Raw genomic sequence first — 17579 nt, 5'->3', positions numbered from 1 at the left:
ATGGCAAAAATAGCAGTATTGGCAGGCGATGGCATAGGTCCAGAAGTCATGGCTGAAGCAAAAAAAGTGTTGGATGCGGTTGTTAATCGCTTTTCACTCGATATACAAATGGAAGATTATGACGTCGGTGGTATCGCCATTGACAAGCACGGACACGCCTTACCAGCGACTACGTTATACGGTTGTCAGCAAGCCGACGCGATTTTATTTGGCAGTGTAGGCGGGCCCAAATGGACCCACTTACCACCGGAGCAACAACCAGAGCGCTGCGCGTTGCTGTCTTTGCGCACTCATTTTGACTTGTTTTGTAATATGCGCCCAGCCACCTTACAACCGTCATTGGCACACTTATCAACGTTGCGCGAAGATATCAGCAATGCCGGCTTTGATGTTCTAGTAATCCGCGAATTAACTGGCGATATATACTTTGGCGAGCCCAAAGGACGAACCGGCTGTGGCGATAGTGAATACGGTTTCGATACCATGAACTATTCGCGCGCTCAAATAAAACGGATTGCTCGCCTAGCTTTTGAGGCAGCCAAAAAGCGCAACAACAAAGTGAGTTCGGTTGATAAAGCCAATGTGTTGGCCACCAGCCAACTTTGGCGTAAGGTAGTCAATGAGGTCGCCACTGACTACCCTGAAGTTGAGCTCGAACACATCTACGTCGACAACGCTGCGATGCAACTGGTCAAAAACCCTGGCCAATTTGACGTGCTACTGTGCCCTAACCTATTTGGCGACATTCTATCCGATATCTGCGCGATGATAACCGGCTCAATGGGGATGCTACCGTCGGCTAGCTTAAATCAACAAAATTTTGGCCTGTACGAGCCTGCAGGTGGTTCCGCTCCTGATATCGCCGGAAAAGGCATTGCTAACCCGATTGCGCAAATACTGTCGGTGGCATTGATGTTGCGCTTTAGTTTTGCTCATGAACAAGCGGCAAAAGCGATTGAAAACGCGGTTTCGAGCGCCCTGCAACACGGCATGTTAAGCGCCGACTTATTAACAACAGAGCAACAGCAGCACGCCAAGTCAACGACACAAATTGGCGATTTTATTGTCGCTCAAATAGAACAATAACCGGAGTTAGCAGATCTTATGGCCACAACGTTATACGAAAAACTATGGCAACGTCACTTAATTGACGCCACGCCAGGCGAAACACCACTACTGTTTGTCGATCGCCATTTGATTCACGAGGTAACGTCACCTCAGGCATTTGCCAATTTGCGTTACCACCAGCGCTCGGTGCGCAGTCCAGAGCGGACCATCGCCACCATGGATCACAATATATCAACCAAGCGCTGTGATATTGATGCGGCCGGAGAAAGTGCGGCGATTCAATTAAAAACACTGCAACAAAACTGCACTGAATTTGGTATTGAACTATATGGCATGGGTCATAAAAACCAAGGTATCGTGCACGTTATTGGCCCTGAATTAGGCTTGACTTTGCCGGGCCAGCTCATTGTCTGTGGCGACTCTCACACGGCGACTCACGGGGCGTTTGGCGCACTCGCCTTTGGCATAGGCACCTCTGAAGTTGAACACGTTTTAGCAACCCAAACACTGCGCCAGACGCGCGCCAAAACCATGAATATTCACATTGACGGCGATGTCGGCCACGGAGTCAGTGCCAAAGATATCATCTTGGCGATTATCGGCGAGATTGGTCATGCGGGGGCCACTGGCTACGTCATTGAGTACAGCGGCAATGCGATACGTAAACTGACGATGGAAGAGCGTATGACGGTGTGTAATATGAGTATCGAACTCGGTGCCAAAGCCGGCTTGATCGCGCCCGATCAAACTACCTTCGAATACCTTTACAACAAGGAGTTCGCGCCCAAAGGCGATAACTGGTTAGCGGCGCTAAGTGACTGGCAAACACTCAAATCAGACAGCGATGCCCAATTTGACAAAGTCGTTACTATTGAAGGTGCAAACATCAAACCACAAGTGACTTGGGGGACAAACCCAGGGCAAGTAATTGCCATCGATGCACAGATCCCTGATCCCATGCACTTTAGCGATCCTGTAGAGCGCGAGTCTTGTATCAATGCGCTTAAATACATGGATTTAGAGCCGGGCATGAAGATCACAGACGTAGCCATCAACAACGTCTTTATTGGTTCGTGTACGAACTCTCGCATCGAAGACTTGCGCGTCGCAGCCAAAGTTGTTGCCGGTAACAAAGTAGCTCAAGGGGTAACCGCAATCGTGGTACCTGGCTCTTATCGAGTCAAAGAACAAGCAGAGCGCGAGGGCTTAGCGCAAGTGTTTATCGACGCCGGTTTTGAATGGCGCTTACCCGGTTGTTCAATGTGTTTGGGCATGAATGATGACAAATTACAGCTCGGTGATCGCTGCGCCTCAACCAGCAATCGCAACTTCGAAGGTCGCCAAGGTCGCGGTGCTCGTACTCACTTAGTCAGCCCTGCTATGGCCGCTGCCGCCGCATTAGCAGGTCATTTTACTGACGTTCAGGTTTAAGGAATTTGCCATGCAAAAGTTTTCACAACACACAGGTTACGTGGTTGCCATTGATCGCGCGAATATCGATACCGATCAAATCATTCCGAAACAGTTTTTGCAAAAAACAACCCGCACCGGATTTGCCGATCACTTATTTCACGATTGGCGTTATCTAGATGAATTAGGCGAGCAGCCCAATAGCGATTTTGTCTTGAACAAACCGGAAAATCAAGGCGCGAGTATCTTACTTTCGCGCGAAAATTTCGGTTGCGGTTCATCGCGCGAACACGCGCCTTGGGCCATTCAAGAGTACGGTTTTAAAGCGGTTATTGCCACCAGCTTTGCCGACATATTTTTCGCCAATTGCATTAACATTGGTTTACTCCCCGTCGCCTTACCGGAACACGTGATCGATTACTTATTTCAACAAACCAGTATCGAGCGGCTGCAACTTACCGTTGATTTAATTAACAGTCAGGTTATTTTGGGCCAGCAGCGCTTTGATTTTACCCTCACCGAGTTTCAGCGCTACTGCTTGTTAAACGGAGTTGATGCCGTCGGCTGGACATTGAAAAAGCAAGATAAGATTGACGCCTTTGAACGCAATTTACCGATTTGGCAGTAATTACTGCCAAGTCTTTGCTACCGACCGTTTACTATCGCCTGCCAGTGTTTGAACGAGGTTAACTCAATAGCCATTGCTAATGCTAATTTGCCGACAGAGCGGGCACCTTAAATCGGTAGCCTTGGTAAGATAAGATCACCTGTTGCGGGGCGATTGTTTCAATCACCACACCGCGATCGCTAACCTCGCCTTCGTAGTAATCCTTGCCGTTTAAGCGCAACCAGCGGTTGTTGGCATCTGAGCTGTACATGTGCAGTGAAAAACTTAAGGGTGACACTTGCTCTTGCAGCCAACTGGGCATCTGCCCCAGTGGTTTTATCAACGGATCTTGCTGATTACTGGTGTTGTCAATGTCAGGTGTCTGGGAAGTTTGATTGTCGTTAGTTAATAACTCAGGTTCGGTCAATGCAGCTTCCACAGCGGCAAGTAGCGCTGGATCGATATCGTCAAGAGCCTCGCGATTTAACGATAACGACGGTGTTACTTGCACTTCTTCAACCGATAACGCCTGCGCATCTGTATCTGCCTGCGCCACTAACTGTTCTTGATCGAAACTCACCTCCTCAGTAGCGCTGTGTTGTTGCATCAATAACAAGCGATTAATTTTTTGCTCGAGCTGTTGCCTTGATGCGAGCTCTGCGGCTTGCTTAGCTTGTTGACGCTGTTGTAGCGCTCGAAGTTCTTGTTGCCGCGCCTGACGGGCGTTGAGACGTTGCTGTGTCATATTGACGTTGATCTGCGAACCATTGGCCACCAGTGCGTGTTGACGGTCTAGCTCGGTTAGTGGTCGTAGCGGTTGTTGCTCAGCGGTGGGTGACGTTAACTGGCTTTGTAACGAAAGGCGTTGCTGGCGTAATTGGTCAGCTTGATAGCCACCAAATAAGTAATAACTTACCGCCGCCAAAGCGCTGACCAGCAAGCAGTAAATGACTAGCCCACTTAGCTTTTTTAGGTAAGTAAATTTGTCATCTATCAATTGCTGATCGGGTTGCACCAATGCCTCTTGCAGTGCTTCTGATGCCAATGACGAACTGGATAGCTGTTGCTCATTGGCTTTTTGTAATGACGATAAAATAAACGACACTCGCTTACTCCTCCGTTGCCAAATCAACGCTAATAGGGTCCATTGTCGCCTTGTTGCTCTGCGTCGCTTGAGGTGTGACGTTGACAACTTGGTCATCAACTATGCGGTCACTGCTATGGGTATAACGACTTAGCGCAATAACAGTTTCAATATCCGATAGAGGTGTTTGATGGCCTTGTTGAAATTGGCTCAGTTGATTAACGAAAATCGCATCATATGCGACACCTTGGCGCGGCAGGCGCTGTTGGGCGTTTGCCAGTGCGGTTTCTAACCACACTAACAGCTCATTTGACAGTGTCTTGTCGAGGGTTTCTACAAAATCCGTCGGTGGCTGCCAGAGCAATAACGCTTGTTGTTTAAAGCGCGAGGCAACCGCGTGCTTGTTGACCCATATCGACTCTGTCGCCAAGTGCAACTGCAATAAATCAGTATGTTGACTGGGTTCGACAACGGCATAAAAAGGATCATCATTGTCATCGTAGAGCACCACAATCGCGCGATGACTAAGACTTAATAAGGTATCAAGGCTGCCATCAGACCAATGGCACTGTAGCTGATATGACAAGGCGACATCACACGCGGTTTGTTGTTCCGTTGACGACTGACTGTTACCAACTGCATAACGAATGTGCCACTGTTGGTATAACTTTTCAAACGCCGGCCGCAAACTGCGACTTTGGTTAATTAACGATGTTGGTATGCGATTTTGTTCGCGCTCAACAGCGCGTTGTTGCTCAACGTTAAGCTGTTGCTGTGTTTGAGTGAACAGTGACTGTTGTTGTTGGTATTGTCGCTGTCCTAACAGCCCTGAACAGGTAACTACTCCCACCAACACTGTCGCTGCAAGGGCGTAGCGAAGCCATGTCTTTTTCCACACAACCAGCTGATTGGTATCAAGGTTGAGCACTTCAGCAGCCGCATTAATCACCAGCGATTTGTCGACGCGTTTTTGCTGTGATGCATAAGCACCGAGTAAGGCGCGATCACAGAGCAAATTAATCAACCGAGGTACACCGGTAGAGAAGCGCTGTATAAGGGCAATAGCCTTGTCGTCAAACAAGGATTCGCTGGTTCCGCCGACACCTAAACGGTAATTAATATACTGCTTGGTTTCGGCTAAATTAAGGGGTAGTAAATGGTAGCGGGCAGTAATTCGCTGTGCCAGTTGTCGCAAGTCTTGGCGCTTTAATAGGTGTTGTAATTCTGGCTGGCCAATTAAAATAACCTGCAATAGTTTTTTGGTATCGGTTTCCAAATTTGTCAGTAAGCGCAATTGCTCGAGCACCGCGGGTTGTAAATGCTGTGCTTCGTCAATCACTAACAGCGTGTGACGTTCGGCTTCGTGGTTTGACAATAAATGCTGATAAATCGCTTGCGATAAATCTTTGACACTGGCACTGGTTTGATAATTAATATCTAGTTCATCACAAATCGTTGCCGACAGCTCATAAGCCGACAACGTCGGATTGAGAATAAACGCCGCTTGTGTGTTGTCCGGCAATTGGCTCAACAACCGTTTACTCAAGGTGGTTTTTCCAGTGCCCACTTCGCCAGTGAGCAAAACAAAACCTCCTGATTCACCAAAGCCATAACTCAAATGCGCCAACGCCTCTTTGTGGCGATTGCTCATATACAAATAATTGGGGTTAGGGGCTATGGAAAACGGTGCTTGCGTTAAGCCAAAGTAGTGCAAATAATTTTGGTTCATGGTGTTATTCTTCTGCTGTCTAAGGCAAAGCTACCCAAACGCGACCGATAAGTCAAAACTTGTCGTTACCCAACGCGATAAAGTACCATACAATAATCCTATCTGTAATTTTGACATGTAACGCTATGACTCTTGATAGTAACGATCTAGCCGAGCACACCTATTTAGTCGGCGGCGCTGTGCGCGATGGTCTGCTCAACAGGCCAATACACGAGCGCGATTATCTGGTTGTCGGATTAACGCGCGAGGCGATGCTGGCCCACGGTTTTAAACAAGTAGGCAAAGACTTCCCGGTGTTTTTACACCCCAAAACCAAAGAGGAATACGCGCTTGCGCGCACTGAGCGCAAACAAGGCAAGGGGTATACGGGCTTTAGCTGTTATGCCGAGCCCGATGTGACCATTGAACAAGATCTGTTGCGTCGAGACTTAACCATTAACGCCATGGCGCAAGATCAACACGGTCATATAATTGATCCCTATAACGGCCAAGCAGATCTAGAAAAAAGACTACTGCGCCATGTATCGACGGCGTTTAGTGAGGACCCACTTCGCGTACTGCGCGTGGCTCGGTTCGCCGCCCGCTACCACTATTTGGGTTTTACCGTGGCGCCAGAAACCATAGAGCTGATGCAACAGATGGCCGATAATGGCGAGCTAGCTCACTTGACACCGGATAGGATTTGGAAGGAAGTCTCATCGGCGCTTAGTGAACAACACCCACAAGTTTTTGTTCAAGTACTTCGCCAATGCGGTGCTTTGCGCGTTATATGGCCAAGTCTCGATGCCTTATGGGGGGTGCCAAATCCAGCGCATCACCACCCCGAAGTTGACTCAGGTGTCCATACCCTGATGGTGTTAGAGCAAGCGGTAAAACTCTCCGATAGTATTGCGGTGCGCTTTGCTTGCTTGTGCCACGACCTCGGTAAAGGATTGACCGATAAAAGCCAATGGCCAAGGCACTACGGCCATGAAAAGTCTGGTATTAAATTGGTAAAACAGGTGTGCAAAGCATTTAAAGTACCCAATGAAGTGCGTGATTTAAGTATCAAAGCGTGCGAATTTCACCTCCATGCTCATCGCGCGTTTGAGCTCAAGCCAAGCACGGTATTAACGTTATTTGACCAGCTCGATGCGTGGCGTAAACCGCAGCAATTTGAGCACTATCTATTGGTTTGTGAAGCCGATGCCAAAGGACGAATAGGGTTTGAACACAGTGACTATCGACAAGCTGACTATCTGCGTGACGCCTATCAACAGTGCTTAACTGTAAAAGCCAAGCCTTTTGTCGAACGTGGTTTACAGGGTAAAGAAATAAAAGACGCTATTTATCAACAGCGGTTAAAATTGATATCAACCTTGAAAGATGCACTAGAATTAATACAGTAAAATTGTTCAGTGAATGTTGAAGGTGAGCCGATGCAAAGCCATATAGCCGATACGTTATTTCATGTAAAACACATCGCGCTGATCGGAGCTAGCGACAAAGCCGACAGAGCGAGCAATCAAGTGATGGCGTTTTTGCAGCATCAAGGCTATCGCGTGTATCCAGTGAATCCGCTAGTGGCGGGTAAAGAGATCCACAATGAGCGAGTATATGCTTGTCTCGCCGATATTACTGCCCCCATAGATATGGTCGATGTGTTTCGCCAAGGCGATGCGCTGCCAGAGATTGTCGAACAGTGTCATCAACTTGGCATTAAGCGCATATGGACGCAGCTCGGCGTAGTTCATCACGGGGCTGAACAGCAGGCTGAACAGTACGGCATTGATATGATCGTTGATAGATGCCCTAAAATAGAAATTCCCAAGTTACAGTCAATCAAGCTACTCGCTGATCCCGTGCACCAGCAACCTAGCTAGCACAGGGGGCTTGTTGCCCCCTTGGTCATGAGTAGCTACCGTGAACCGGTTGCGTTTAGATGATAAACCAGACTAAAAACGCCCCCAATAACAAGCGGTAAACGACAAACGGCATCATACCAACTTTATCCAGTAAAATTAAAAAATAGTGGATACACGTATAGGCGCTGACAAACGCCACACTGGCTCCTAAAGCGATGGCTGACCAGTCGACGGCATGTGCGGCAAATACCAGCTTAACCGTTAGGTAGGTACCGGCCATGGCGATAGCCGGGATTGATAATAAAAACGAAAAGCGCGCCGCCGCATCGCGGGTGAGACCAAGCATCATGCCCATGGTCATGGTAATACCTGAGCGTGACGTACCGGGAATTAATGCCACTGCTTGCGCTAATCCCACCATCATCGCTCCTTTGAATCCCAGTTGCTCAATATTCTTGTTTTGTTTGCCCTTGATGTCGACCAAACCAAGCAACAAACCAAAAACGATTGTAGTTAGGGCGATAATAGCGGCACTGCGCAGATGCTGTTCGATAAAGTCTTTGCCAAACAAACCAAATAGGCCGGCGGGGATTGTGGCAAAGATAATCCACCACGCTAACTTGGCATCAAAGCTTCGATTCTTGTGAACGATACTGTCAGTCCAAGCGACAAACATATTGGCCACTTCTTGGCGAAAATAAATCATTACCGCCAGCAACGTGCCAACGTGCACGGCGACATCAAAAGCAAGCCCTTGATCACTCCAGCCCAAGAGTTGCGATGGCAAAATAAGGTGCGCGGAACTCGAAATCGGTAAAAATTCGGTTAACCCTTGAATCAGGGCGAGGATAATGGTTTCTATGGTCGACATCTAAAAGTCCATTGAGTTGTTATTATTGTTTTGTTGAAGTATTAATGCGACAGCGCAATAGGCCAGGTAAAGTCTATGCGTTGCACTTGCTGTTTGGTTTTGTCGTATTGTTGCCAAATTTGTTGATACGTTTGTCCCAGCGTGGGGTGTACTTCATCAGGAGCTAGTTCAGCGAGCGGTTGCAACACATACGCATTTAGCGGAATTTCATCTCTTGGCAACTGGACCGGTTGCTCCATCACTAAATCGTCGTATAACAAAATGTCCAAGTCCATTTTACGCGGGCTGAACTTTTTTGAAAAATCGACTCGTCCATGTTGTTTTTCTAGTGTTTTTAACAACTCACCAATGTATTGCGGTGACTTGTTGGTGTGTACTTTGGCAACCAAGTTATAAAAATTTTCGCCGCTAAAGCCCACCGGTTCACATTCATACACCGATGATACATCGACAGCGCCAAATTCATCCCGCAATGACTGCACGGCAAGTACAATTTGTGTTTCTCGTTCAATATTGCTGCCAATAGAAATGTATACTTGCGCCATTACCCTTTGCTGCCTCGTTCAATAATGACCCCAACGCCTTGTGCATTGGCCACCGCTTGTGGTTTGTTAATTTTCAAGCGCAGCCAACTGATGGCGTATTTTTGCATCAACCGCTGAGCCATGTTTTCGGCTAAGGTTTCGAGTAAATCAACGACTTTCTCTTGCGCTATCAATTCAATATCAGCCGCTACATCAGCGTAATTTACGGTTTTGTGTAATTCGTCGCCCGCTGCTGCCAAACGAATATCACAGCCCATTTGCAGATCAAATATCAGCGGTTGTTTGATGGTTTTTTCCCAATCGTAATACCCTATGGTGGTGTCGATTTTTAAACCTTCGATAAAGACAATATCCATGTTGACTCGCTAGCTTGCGGTAAAAATTTAATTTTACCCTAATGTGCTATAGAAAAACCACTCATTGTCTTGTTAGAATGCGTGATAACGGTTTTATTTTAACCATCTTAACGATTCGTTTGACGTTATCGCCCCGCGAGCCGACAATGAGGCTATAACGAGATAGGAAAAACACTGTGATTTTAACCATCTCCATCATTATCTTTGCTTACTTGTTAGGCTCTATTTCAAGTGCCATCTTAATTTGTCGCCTGCTTGGGTTACCCGACCCGCGTAGTCAAGGCTCAAACAACCCCGGCGCGACCAACGTTTTGCGGATCAGCAATAAAGCCACGGCAGCTGCGGTGTTACTGTTTGATGTGTTAAAAGGTATGATTCCGGTGTGGGGGGCGTATAAGCTGGGCGTTGAACCGTTGCACTTGGGCTTTATCGCCATTGCCGCGTGTCTCGGTCATATGTACCCTATCTTTTTTAACTTTAAAGGTGGCAAAGCGGTGGCAACGGCATTTGGCGCGCTCGCGCCAATTAGTTGGATTATGGCGTTAGCGCTAATCCTTACGTGGGGCGCGGTTGTTAAGTACAGCCGTTATTCTTCGCTAGCCGCTATAGTTACCATTACACTAGCGCCACTGTATACCTATCTAATAAAGCCCCTGTATACCAACTCGGTAACCATGTTGTCTCTGCTGATTTTATTTCGCCACAGAGACAACATCATTCGCTTGCTACAGGGTAAAGAAAGCAAGATTTAAGCGTTTACACTGGTGGTAAACTATCCAACGGCCAACGCGGCGTCGCTTTAAACGTCATATCGGCACTAACACCTGATTTGAGTCGTTGCATACCGGCAAACGCGATCATCGCCCCGTTATCGGTACAGAACTCAGGACGTGGGTAATACACCTTACCATTGAGTTTTTGCATGGTAGTCGCTAACTTTTCTCGCAGTGAAGTGTTCGCACTTACCCCACCGGCAATGACTAGTCGGTTCAAACCACACTGTTCAAGCGCGCGTTTACATTTTATTGCCAGTGTATCAACCACCGCCTCTTGAAAGGCATATGCGATATCGGCTTTAGTCTGATCGCTGTCGTCGTTGTCGCGAATGGTATTGGCGGCAAAGGTCTTCAAGCCAGAAAAACTAAAATCAAGACCCGGTCTATCGGTCATCGGCCGTGGAAATTTAAACCGCCCTTTGGTTCCTTGCTCTGCCATTTTTGCTAAAACAGGACCACCCGGATAATCTAAGCCGAGCAATTTAGCGGTTTTATCAAACGCTTCACCTGCCGCATCGTCGACCGATTCACCCAGCACTTGGTATTTGCCAATACCATCAACGCGCACTAGCATGGTATGGCCACCGGACACCAGTAACGCAATAAATGGAAAGTCAGGCACATCATCTTCTAACATTGGCGCTAATAGATGTCCTTCCATATGATGAACAGGAACCGCAGGAATATCCCAACCATAGGCGAGCGAACGGCCAATAGAGCAGCCGACGAGCAAGGCACCAACTAAACCAGGACCGGCTGTATAAGCGACACCGTCGAGATCGCTTGGGCTTAAGCCCGCATCAGCTAATGCTTGCTTGATCAACGGAATGGTTTTGCGAACGTGATCGCGCGATGCCAATTCTGGCACAACCCCACCGTAATCGGCATGCACTTTTATCTGTGAATAAAGCTGATGGGCGACAATGCCCTGCTCTTCATCATAAATGGCTATACCGGTTTCATCACAAGAGGTTTCGATACCTAAAATTCGCATAACTGTATAATTCCGTAGGCAGAATGAGTAATAATTTGGCGCTGGTTTTTAACCCAACGTGGCAATTTTAACCTCGTATGCCTTTTTTCACCACCGCTTTTAAAGAAAAACAATTTAAGCCTTTACATTAATGAAGGGATCGGATTAGAATACTGCACCATTTTTAATCAGACTCGATAGTTTTATATCGGTCCTTAAGTATTCACTAGAGGTGAGAGGCACAATGCCAGTAATTAAAGTAAGAGAAAACGAGCCGTTTGATGTAGCTCTTCGTCGTTTTAAGCGTTCATGTGAAAAAGCAGGTATCCTTTCTGAAGTTCGTCGTCGCGAATCTTTCGAAAAGCCAACTTGGGAACGCAAGCGCAAGAAAGCAGCTGCAGTTAAGCGTCACGCGAAGAAAGTTGCTCGCGAAAACGCTCGTCGCGTTCGTTTATACTAAGACTTTAGGCATATTTGCTTTAAGTTATGAGTTTATTTGAACAACTCAACAACGAAATGAAAAACGCCATGCGTGCCAAAGACAAACCTCGTCTTAGTGTACTTCGCATGGCGATTTCGGCGATTAAGCAAGCGCAAATTGACGGTCAAAAAGAAATGACCGACGACGATATCCTTGCCTTGATCACTAAAATGATCAAACAACGCAAAGAATCTGTCTCTATGTTTACTGACGGCGGTCGCTTGGACAGCGCAGCCAGTGAACAGGCCGAAATTGATGTGCTAGAAGAGTTTCTTCCACAAGCGCTCAGTGCAGATGAAATCAAATCTCTGATTGCGCAAGCGATAGAGCAAAGCGGTGCTGCATCAATGGCCGATATGGGTAAAGTAATGGCGCTGTTAAAGCCCCAAATGCAAGGACGTGCTGACCTAGGTCAGGTAAGCGGACAAGTTCGCGCTGCACTCAATGCATAAGCCCTACATTTTGTTGTGATAGAAAACCGCACACCTAAGTGCGGTTTTTTTTATCCTCAATTCTTGACCGCTGTCGCTGGTAACAGGCGATATGGATAAACTGTCTCGTTCGCGTTGTCTTTCTAAAGGTGAATTTGCTATAGTAATTCATCGTCTATCAAACCACTAATTTAGCATTGGCGCAGAGCACGTAGTATTTATGGCTGGTTTAATCCCTCGTACATTTATCGATGATCTTTTAGCTCGTACCGACATCGTCGACTTGGTTGAATCTCGCGTCGCTTTAAAAAAAGCCGGTAAAAATTATCAGGCATGTTGCCCTTTTCACAGTGAAAAAAGCCCATCGTTTACCGTTTCTAGAGATAAACAATTTTATCACTGCTTTGGCTGTGGTGCGCACGGTAACGCCATATCGTTTATTATGGAGTACGACCGTTTAGAGTTTGTCGATGCGATCGAAGAACTTGCGAGCTTTCACGGTTTAGAGGTGGAGCGAGAAGAATCTCACAAAACACCAGCCCAATTAAAAAAAGAGCAACTCGTTCACAAACAAAAGCAAGATGATTACCAATTAATGAGTAACATCAGTGGCTTTTATCAACAAAACCTGCGTAAACACGCCGATGCACCAAACGTTATTAGCTACCTTAAAAGCCGTGGCTTGAGTGGTGAAATCGTCAAGAGCTTTGGCATTGGATATGCTGCTGATAGCTGGGATGACGTTGTCAGCACATTTGCGCGTAATCGCGATAGTCAGCAACAATTAGTTGATTTGGGGATGGCCATTCAAGGCGACAAAGCGCGCCCGTATGACCGCTTTCGCGGTCGACTGATGTTTCCAATAAAAGACAAACGCGGTCGGGTGATTGGTTTTGGTGGTAGAGTCATAAAAGACGGTACGCCCAAGTATCTCAACTCCCCAGAAACGCGAATTTATCACAAGGGTCAAGAACTCTACGGGTTATACGAAGCAAAGCAAAACTGTAAAGATTTACAACGTTTGGTCGTTGTTGAAGGGTATATGGACGTGGTCGCCTTAGCTCAACACGGTATCCCATATGCGGTGGCTTCACTTGGCACTTCAACTACAGCCGAACAACTGCAAACGCTATTTCGCACCGTCAAAGAAGTGATTTGTTGTTACGATGGTGACCGAGCAGGTCGCGATGCGGCCTGGCGAGCACTCGAAAATGCGTTACCGCTAGTACGCGATGGCATCAGTTTAAAATTTGTCTTTGTCCCCGATGGCGAAGATCCTGATACCCTGGTGCGCCAACACGGACAACAGGCATTTGAGCAGTTATTAGATCAAGCGATGCCGATGTCGAAGTTTTTATTTGAGCATTTAATGTCGACTGTTGATATTAATACGCTAGAAGGCAAAGCGGCCCTCGCCGATATTTTTCAACCGTATATAGAAAAATTACCTGACAGCCTGTTAAAAGATTCTATTATTAACGAATTGGCAAATAAACTTGGCGCCGGTTCGCAACAACAACTCCAAAAACTTAATAAAAAACAAACAACTAATGAAAAGTTGCAACAACGGAATAACCACGCCAAGGTAACGCCGATCAGATTAGCTATTGCATTATTGCTCGAGCATCCCCATTTAGTATCAGTATTAGATGATTTATCAGTACTCGATCGCATAGACATGCCTGGCATAGAGCTGTTTAGACAGCTTATGCAACAGTGTAAGCAAAACCCGAAAATGAACTCAAGTCAATTACTTGAGATGTGGCGCGGAACACCGCAACAACAAATATTGTCAAAGCTATTAATGTGGGATCACCACGTAGATAGTGACGCTGCTGAACACGTTTTTAGCGATATATTAGAAAAACTTATTAACAGTTTTGTCGAGAAAAGGACCGAGTTACTGTTACAAAAAGCGCGTATGGGACAACTTAGTGCGTCGGAAAAGAAAGAACTGCAAGTGCTTATTAACGCTCGCAGTTAAGTAAAATACCCCCTCGCTTTATCTGGTATTTTTGTTTTCGACTTGCTATAATTTCGTCCTTTACTGTTTGAATTTTGATAGCCAATACAGGTGGACATTCGTCAATGGATCAAGCCCCACAATCTAGACTGAAAGAACTTATCACTAAAGGTAAGGAGCAAGGGTTTTTAACCTTTGCAGAGGTAAACGATCACCTTCCACAAGACATCATTGATTCTGATCAAGTTGAAGATATCATTCGCATGATCAATGACATGGGTATTCAAGTGTTTGAGAACGCTCCAGATGCCGATGAATTAATGATGAGTGAAGCTAATACCGATGAAGACGCAGCCGAAGCCGCTGCCCAAGCACTTGCAACGGTTGAAAGTGAAATAGGTCGCACCACAGATCCTGTACGTATGTATATGCGTGAAATGGGTACCGTAGAACTATTAACCCGCAAAGGCGAGATTCAAATCGCTAAACGCATTGAAGAAGGGATTCGCGAAGTTCAGCGAAGTGTTTCCGAATACCCTCCCGCGATCAATTACTTATTAGATCAATGGGATAATTTTGAAGCCGAAGAATGCCGTTTAAGCGACATTATCTTAGGCTTTGCCGATCCCTTAGCGGACGATGACGATATTGCACCAACGGCTACTCACGTTGGCTCTGAGTTATCTGAAGAAGAGCTAGATGACGAAGATGATGATCTAGACGAAGATAGCGATGATGACGATGACAGTTCAAGTGACGAAGAAGAGGACACAGGTCCAGATCCGGAACTGGCTCGTGAGAAGTTCACTGAACTAAGACGTCTTTACGATGTTGCCAATGGCGTTATCGAACAAAAAGGTCGCGACCACAAAGACGCGGTTAAGGCAATAGACGACATTGCTGAGTTGTTCAAAGAATTTCGCTTAATTCCAAAAGTGTTTGATCGCTTAGTCAAAAACATGCGTGACGTGATGGACCGAGTTCGCGTACAAGAGCGCTTGATCATGAAGCACTGCGTGGTTGGCGCCGGTATGCCAAAAGCGCATTTTATTAAGATTTTCCCGGGCAACGAAACCAAAACTGAATGGCTTGAAAACGAAATTGCCGCGGGTCACAGCTACTCTGACAAATTGAAGCTTGTCCAGTTTGACATTGAGCGTTGCACCTACAAGTTAGAGCAACTTGAAAAAGAAACCTATCTGTCAGTGCAAGGCATTAAAGATATCAACCGTCGCATGTCTATTGGTGAAGCCAAAGCTCGTCGTGCGAAAAAAGAAATGGTTGAAGCCAACTTACGTTTGGTTATTTCAATTGCCAAGAAGTACACCAACCGCGGCTTGCAATTCTTGGACTTGATCCAAGAAGGTAATATCGGTTTGATGAAAGCGGTAGACAAGTTTGAATACCGTCGTGGTTATAAGTTTTCGACCTATGCCACATGGTGGATTCGACAAGCGATTACGCGTTCAATTGCCGATCAGGCGCGTACCATCCGTATTCCTGTGCATATGATTGAAACAATTAACAAGTTAAATCGTATTTCACGTCAAATGTTACAAGAAATGGGACGCGAACCAACGCCAGAAGAGCTTGCTGAACGCATGATGATGCCTGAAGATAAAATTCGCAAGGTACTCAAAATTGCCAAAGAGCCGATTTCAATGGAAACGCCGATTGGTGATGATGAAGATTCGCACTTAGGCGACTTTATCGAAGACGGTAGCGGTGAGTTGCCGGTTGATGCAGCAACTATGGAAAACTTGCGCGCCGCCACCAACGAAGTTCTTGCCGGCCTGACCGCCCGTGAAGCAAAAGTACTGCGTATGCGCTTTGGTATCGATATGAATACTGACCACACGCTAGAAGAAGTGGGTAAGCAGTTTGACGTAACTCGTGAACGTATTCGTCAAATTGAAGCGAAGGCGTTGCGCAAATTGCGTCACCCGTCGCGCTCAGAGCAACTAAAAAGCTTCTTAGACGGCGAGTAAACAACGCTATTATTAACGATAAAAGGGACCTGATGGTCCCTTTTTTGTACGCTAATAAATCTGCCGCTAAGTCATTAAGGTAGGTGTAGGCCGTTTATGTAAGCCAAACATAACCTCGTCCGCAATGTCATTAACTCACTGTTAGGTTGCTGATACCACCGCATTACGGCCGTTTTTCTTCGCCTTGTACAACGCTTGATCGGCGCGCTTTAACGTGTCGTCAAAGCTCTCTTGCTTGTTGTGCGTCGCCACGCCCATTGATACCGTTACTTTGACTTTCTTAGCTTTTGCCGTCTTAGTGCGTTTGCCTTTGTGCATATCGGCTTGCCGGATAACAATTTCATAGTCGGCGATTAAGCAACGAATGCGCTCGAGCTCTTCAGTGATCTGTTCTGTTTTTTTACCAGCAAAAACCAATGAGAACTCCTCACCGCCATAGCGAAACGCTTTACCTGAGCGTTTCACTTGAGCAATCTTAGCAGCGACCAATTTCAATACTTGATCACCGACATCGTGACCATAGGTATCATTAAACTTTTTGAAATGGTCAATATCGAGCATGGCCACCGAGTATTTACTCCCCAGCGTACTGACGTGATGATACAACGATCGCCTTGACGATAACCCAGTGAGCTCGTCTCGATAAGCGAGAAAGTACGAATTCATTAATATCGCGATCAAGTAATAACCGCAAATAGTGGCGATGGTCACAGGCCAATTCAAGGTAATAAGCTTAGTAGCGCTCAGGCACCAAATAGTTGCCGTGATCAGTATTGCCGTTTGCGCTAACTGTGCTTGCCTCACATTACGCGTCATTAGAACGACAAACGCGACAGAAACGGGTAGGTAAAAATCAACTATTTGTGCTGTTAACATGGGCCATTTCGCTTGCAACAGTGGTGTTACCTGCAACCAAGCATGGGTTAGGCCAACGCTGAGCAAAAGAAACAACAGCTGCTTTAGCATGTGTAAGCTTAACAAGCCACGCTCACTGATTAGCGATACCCAAACTAAGGTTGCTAAACCATACAGAAATACCGCCTGCTCAGAGAGTGGGTGCGGGGTTTTAAGCAACGCGTAATAACTGCCGACAATAATGGTAAGCAAACACAATCGGGCTTGTTTAAAGTACGCTGCTAACAAGCATGCAACAACAAGTAAAATGGGGACGACACTATCAATAGATAACGCAAATTGAGGCCATTGAACAACACTAAACTCAGCGCCAACGTGTAGAGCAAAAATAAAGATACACCCTAAAATAAACGCCTTACTTGTTTGTAAAAATCCAGTCACCTGCCTTCCTCGTGATTATTGTAAATTTTATTGAAAGCCCCTTTATAGTAACAACTTTTTAACCGATGTTAATCATTAATTCGCATCTTAGCACTGCCACACAATGATATGTGAAACCTGCGCAAGCAAGAAAAATTAGCTTGAGATACAACCACCG

Annotated in this window: 17 protein-coding genes; 10 read left to right on the top strand and 7 right to left on the bottom strand. The window is 46.3% G+C overall.

Annotated features, from left to right (window positions below):
• The 3 genes from leuB to leuD are packed head-to-tail and all read left to right on the top strand — an operon-like array spanning position 1 to position 3106.
• On the top strand, positions 1 to 1086 hold the full coding sequence (leuB, locus tag ACAY30_RS03605; RefSeq protein WP_290250806.1) for a 3-isopropylmalate dehydrogenase: 1086 nt from the start codon (positions 1 to 3) through the stop codon (positions 1084 to 1086).
• A gap of 18 nt (positions 1087 to 1104) precedes the next feature.
• Positions 1105 to 2499 carry a 3-isopropylmalate dehydratase large subunit gene (gene leuC / locus ACAY30_RS03600; RefSeq protein ID WP_290250807.1) on the top strand — a complete coding sequence of 465 codons (1395 nt, stop codon included), beginning with the start codon at positions 1105 to 1107 and terminating at the stop codon, positions 2497 to 2499.
• Between the two features lie 10 nt (positions 2500 to 2509).
• Positions 2510 to 3106: a 3-isopropylmalate dehydratase small subunit gene (gene leuD / locus ACAY30_RS03595; RefSeq protein WP_290250808.1), complete on the top strand. Its 597-nt coding sequence runs from the start codon at positions 2510 to 2512 to the stop codon at positions 3104 to 3106.
• Positions 3107 to 3188: 82 nt separating this feature from the next.
• Here the strand turns inward: leuD and ACAY30_RS03590 are convergent, their stop codons facing one another.
• Both ACAY30_RS03590 and ACAY30_RS03585 read right to left on the bottom strand, forming a co-directional pair.
• The gene (locus tag ACAY30_RS03590; RefSeq protein WP_290250809.1) at positions 3189 to 4190 is read right to left on the bottom strand and encodes a general secretion pathway protein GspB; all 1002 of its coding nucleotides are present in this window, start codon (positions 4188 to 4190) and stop codon (positions 3189 to 3191) included.
• 4 nt (positions 4191 to 4194) lie between these two features.
• On the bottom strand, positions 4195 to 5898 hold the full coding sequence (locus ACAY30_RS03585) for an ExeA family protein (protein ID WP_290250810.1): 1704 nt from the start codon (positions 5896 to 5898) through the stop codon (positions 4195 to 4197).
• Positions 5899 to 6023: 125 nt separating this feature from the next.
• On the opposite strand from ACAY30_RS03585, the gene ACAY30_RS03580 reads away from it, so the two are divergent.
• Both ACAY30_RS03580 and ACAY30_RS03575 read left to right on the top strand, forming a co-directional pair.
• Positions 6024 to 7286, top strand: a complete 1263-nt coding sequence (locus tag ACAY30_RS03580; RefSeq protein WP_290250811.1) for a multifunctional CCA addition/repair protein — start codon at positions 6024 to 6026, stop codon at positions 7284 to 7286.
• A 30-nt stretch (positions 7287 to 7316) separates the two neighbouring features.
• The gene (locus tag ACAY30_RS03575; RefSeq protein ID WP_290250812.1) at positions 7317 to 7760 is read left to right on the top strand and encodes a CoA-binding protein; all 444 of its coding nucleotides are present in this window, start codon (positions 7317 to 7319) and stop codon (positions 7758 to 7760) included.
• Positions 7761 to 7815: 55 nt separating this feature from the next.
• On the opposite strand, the gene ACAY30_RS03570 is transcribed toward ACAY30_RS03575, so the two are convergent.
• The 3 genes from ACAY30_RS03570 to folB are packed head-to-tail and all read right to left on the bottom strand — an operon-like array spanning position 7816 to position 9514.
• Positions 7816 to 8613 (bottom strand): undecaprenyl-diphosphate phosphatase, encoded by a 798-nt coding sequence (locus tag ACAY30_RS03570; protein ID WP_290250813.1) that lies wholly within the window; start codon positions 8611 to 8613, stop codon positions 7816 to 7818.
• A gap of 41 nt (positions 8614 to 8654) precedes the next feature.
• Positions 8655 to 9158, bottom strand: coding sequence for a 2-amino-4-hydroxy-6-hydroxymethyldihydropteridine diphosphokinase (folK, locus tag ACAY30_RS03565; protein WP_290250814.1), 504 nt, complete (start codon positions 9156 to 9158; stop codon positions 8655 to 8657).
• Positions 9158 to 9514, bottom strand: coding sequence for a dihydroneopterin aldolase (gene folB, locus ACAY30_RS03560; RefSeq protein WP_290250815.1), 357 nt, complete (start codon positions 9512 to 9514; stop codon positions 9158 to 9160). The genes folK and folB overlap by 1 nt, the downstream gene beginning before the upstream one ends.
• A 179-nt stretch (positions 9515 to 9693) precedes the next feature.
• Between folB and plsY the strand changes: the two genes are divergently transcribed.
• A complete protein-coding gene (gene plsY / locus ACAY30_RS03555) occupies positions 9694 to 10266 on the top strand; it encodes a glycerol-3-phosphate 1-O-acyltransferase PlsY (protein ID WP_290250918.1) in 573 nt (190 codons plus the stop codon).
• A gap of 4 nt (positions 10267 to 10270) precedes the next feature.
• Here plsY and tsaD read toward each other — a convergent pair whose 3' ends face one another.
• On the bottom strand, positions 10271 to 11284 hold the full coding sequence (gene tsaD, locus ACAY30_RS03550) for a tRNA (adenosine(37)-N6)-threonylcarbamoyltransferase complex transferase subunit TsaD (protein ID WP_290250816.1): 1014 nt from the start codon (positions 11282 to 11284) through the stop codon (positions 10271 to 10273).
• A gap of 223 nt (positions 11285 to 11507) precedes the next feature.
• On the opposite strand from tsaD, the gene rpsU reads away from it, so the two are divergent.
• From rpsU to rpoD, 4 genes are all read left to right on the top strand, one after another.
• Positions 11508 to 11723, top strand: a complete 216-nt coding sequence (gene rpsU / locus ACAY30_RS03545) for a 30S ribosomal protein S21 (RefSeq protein ID WP_135437986.1) — start codon at positions 11508 to 11510, stop codon at positions 11721 to 11723.
• A gap of 26 nt (positions 11724 to 11749) precedes the next feature.
• The gene (locus ACAY30_RS03540; protein WP_290250817.1) at positions 11750 to 12196 is read left to right on the top strand and encodes a GatB/YqeY domain-containing protein; all 447 of its coding nucleotides are present in this window, start codon (positions 11750 to 11752) and stop codon (positions 12194 to 12196) included.
• A gap of 199 nt (positions 12197 to 12395) precedes the next feature.
• Entirely contained in the window at positions 12396 to 14159 is a 1764-nt protein-coding gene (gene dnaG / locus ACAY30_RS03535; RefSeq protein ID WP_290250818.1) for a DNA primase, read from the top strand.
• A gap of 104 nt (positions 14160 to 14263) precedes the next feature.
• The gene (gene rpoD, locus ACAY30_RS03530) at positions 14264 to 16126 is read left to right on the top strand and encodes an RNA polymerase sigma factor RpoD (RefSeq protein WP_290250819.1); all 1863 of its coding nucleotides are present in this window, start codon (positions 14264 to 14266) and stop codon (positions 16124 to 16126) included.
• A 141-nt stretch (positions 16127 to 16267) separates the two neighbouring features.
• Here rpoD and ACAY30_RS03525 read toward each other — a convergent pair whose 3' ends face one another.
• The gene (locus ACAY30_RS03525; RefSeq protein ID WP_290250820.1) at positions 16268 to 17422 is read right to left on the bottom strand and encodes a GGDEF domain-containing protein; all 1155 of its coding nucleotides are present in this window, start codon (positions 17420 to 17422) and stop codon (positions 16268 to 16270) included.
• Positions 17423 to 17579 lie beyond the last annotated feature (157 nt).

The sequence above is a fragment of the Thalassotalea ponticola genome (assembly GCF_041379045.1).
Taxonomy (GTDB): domain Bacteria; phylum Pseudomonadota; class Gammaproteobacteria; order Enterobacterales; family Alteromonadaceae; genus Thalassotalea_A; species Thalassotalea_A ponticola.
Note: the sequence above shows the minus strand (reverse complement) of the source record. Positions and strands in the feature narration are given on the sequence as shown.

What these genes read in the sequence shown, in the direction of transcription:
- tsaD (WP_290250816.1), bottom strand. Translation starts at nt 11,284, where the DNA reads ATGCGAATTTTAGGTATCGAAACCTCTTGTGATGAAACCGGTATAGCC.
- leuC (WP_290250807.1), top strand. Translation starts at nt 1,105, where the DNA reads ATGGCCACAACGTTATACGAAAAACTATGGCAACGTCACTTAATTGAC.
- ACAY30_RS03575 (WP_290250812.1), top strand. Translation starts at nt 7,317, where the DNA reads ATGCAAAGCCATATAGCCGATACGTTATTTCATGTAAAACACATCGCG.
- folK (WP_290250814.1), bottom strand. Translation starts at nt 9,158, where the DNA reads ATGGCGCAAGTATACATTTCTATTGGCAGCAATATTGAACGAGAAACA.
- ACAY30_RS03540 (WP_290250817.1), top strand. Translation starts at nt 11,750, where the DNA reads ATGAGTTTATTTGAACAACTCAACAACGAAATGAAAAACGCCATGCGT.
- rpsU (WP_135437986.1), top strand. Translation starts at nt 11,508, where the DNA reads ATGCCAGTAATTAAAGTAAGAGAAAACGAGCCGTTTGATGTAGCTCTT.
- folB (WP_290250815.1), bottom strand. Translation starts at nt 9,514, where the DNA reads ATGGATATTGTCTTTATCGAAGGTTTAAAAATCGACACCACCATAGGG.
- leuB (WP_290250806.1), top strand. Translation starts at nt 1, where the DNA reads ATGGCAAAAATAGCAGTATTGGCAGGCGATGGCATAGGTCCAGAAGTC.
- ACAY30_RS03570 (WP_290250813.1), bottom strand. Translation starts at nt 8,613, where the DNA reads ATGTCGACCATAGAAACCATTATCCTCGCCCTGATTCAAGGGTTAACC.
- rpoD (WP_290250819.1), top strand. Translation starts at nt 14,264, where the DNA reads ATGGATCAAGCCCCACAATCTAGACTGAAAGAACTTATCACTAAAGGT.
- leuD (WP_290250808.1), top strand. Translation starts at nt 2,510, where the DNA reads ATGCAAAAGTTTTCACAACACACAGGTTACGTGGTTGCCATTGATCGC.
- dnaG (WP_290250818.1), top strand. Translation starts at nt 12,396, where the DNA reads ATGGCTGGTTTAATCCCTCGTACATTTATCGATGATCTTTTAGCTCGT.
- ACAY30_RS03585 (WP_290250810.1), bottom strand. Translation starts at nt 5,898, where the DNA reads ATGAACCAAAATTATTTGCACTACTTTGGCTTAACGCAAGCACCGTTT.
- ACAY30_RS03580 (WP_290250811.1), top strand. Translation starts at nt 6,024, where the DNA reads ATGACTCTTGATAGTAACGATCTAGCCGAGCACACCTATTTAGTCGGC.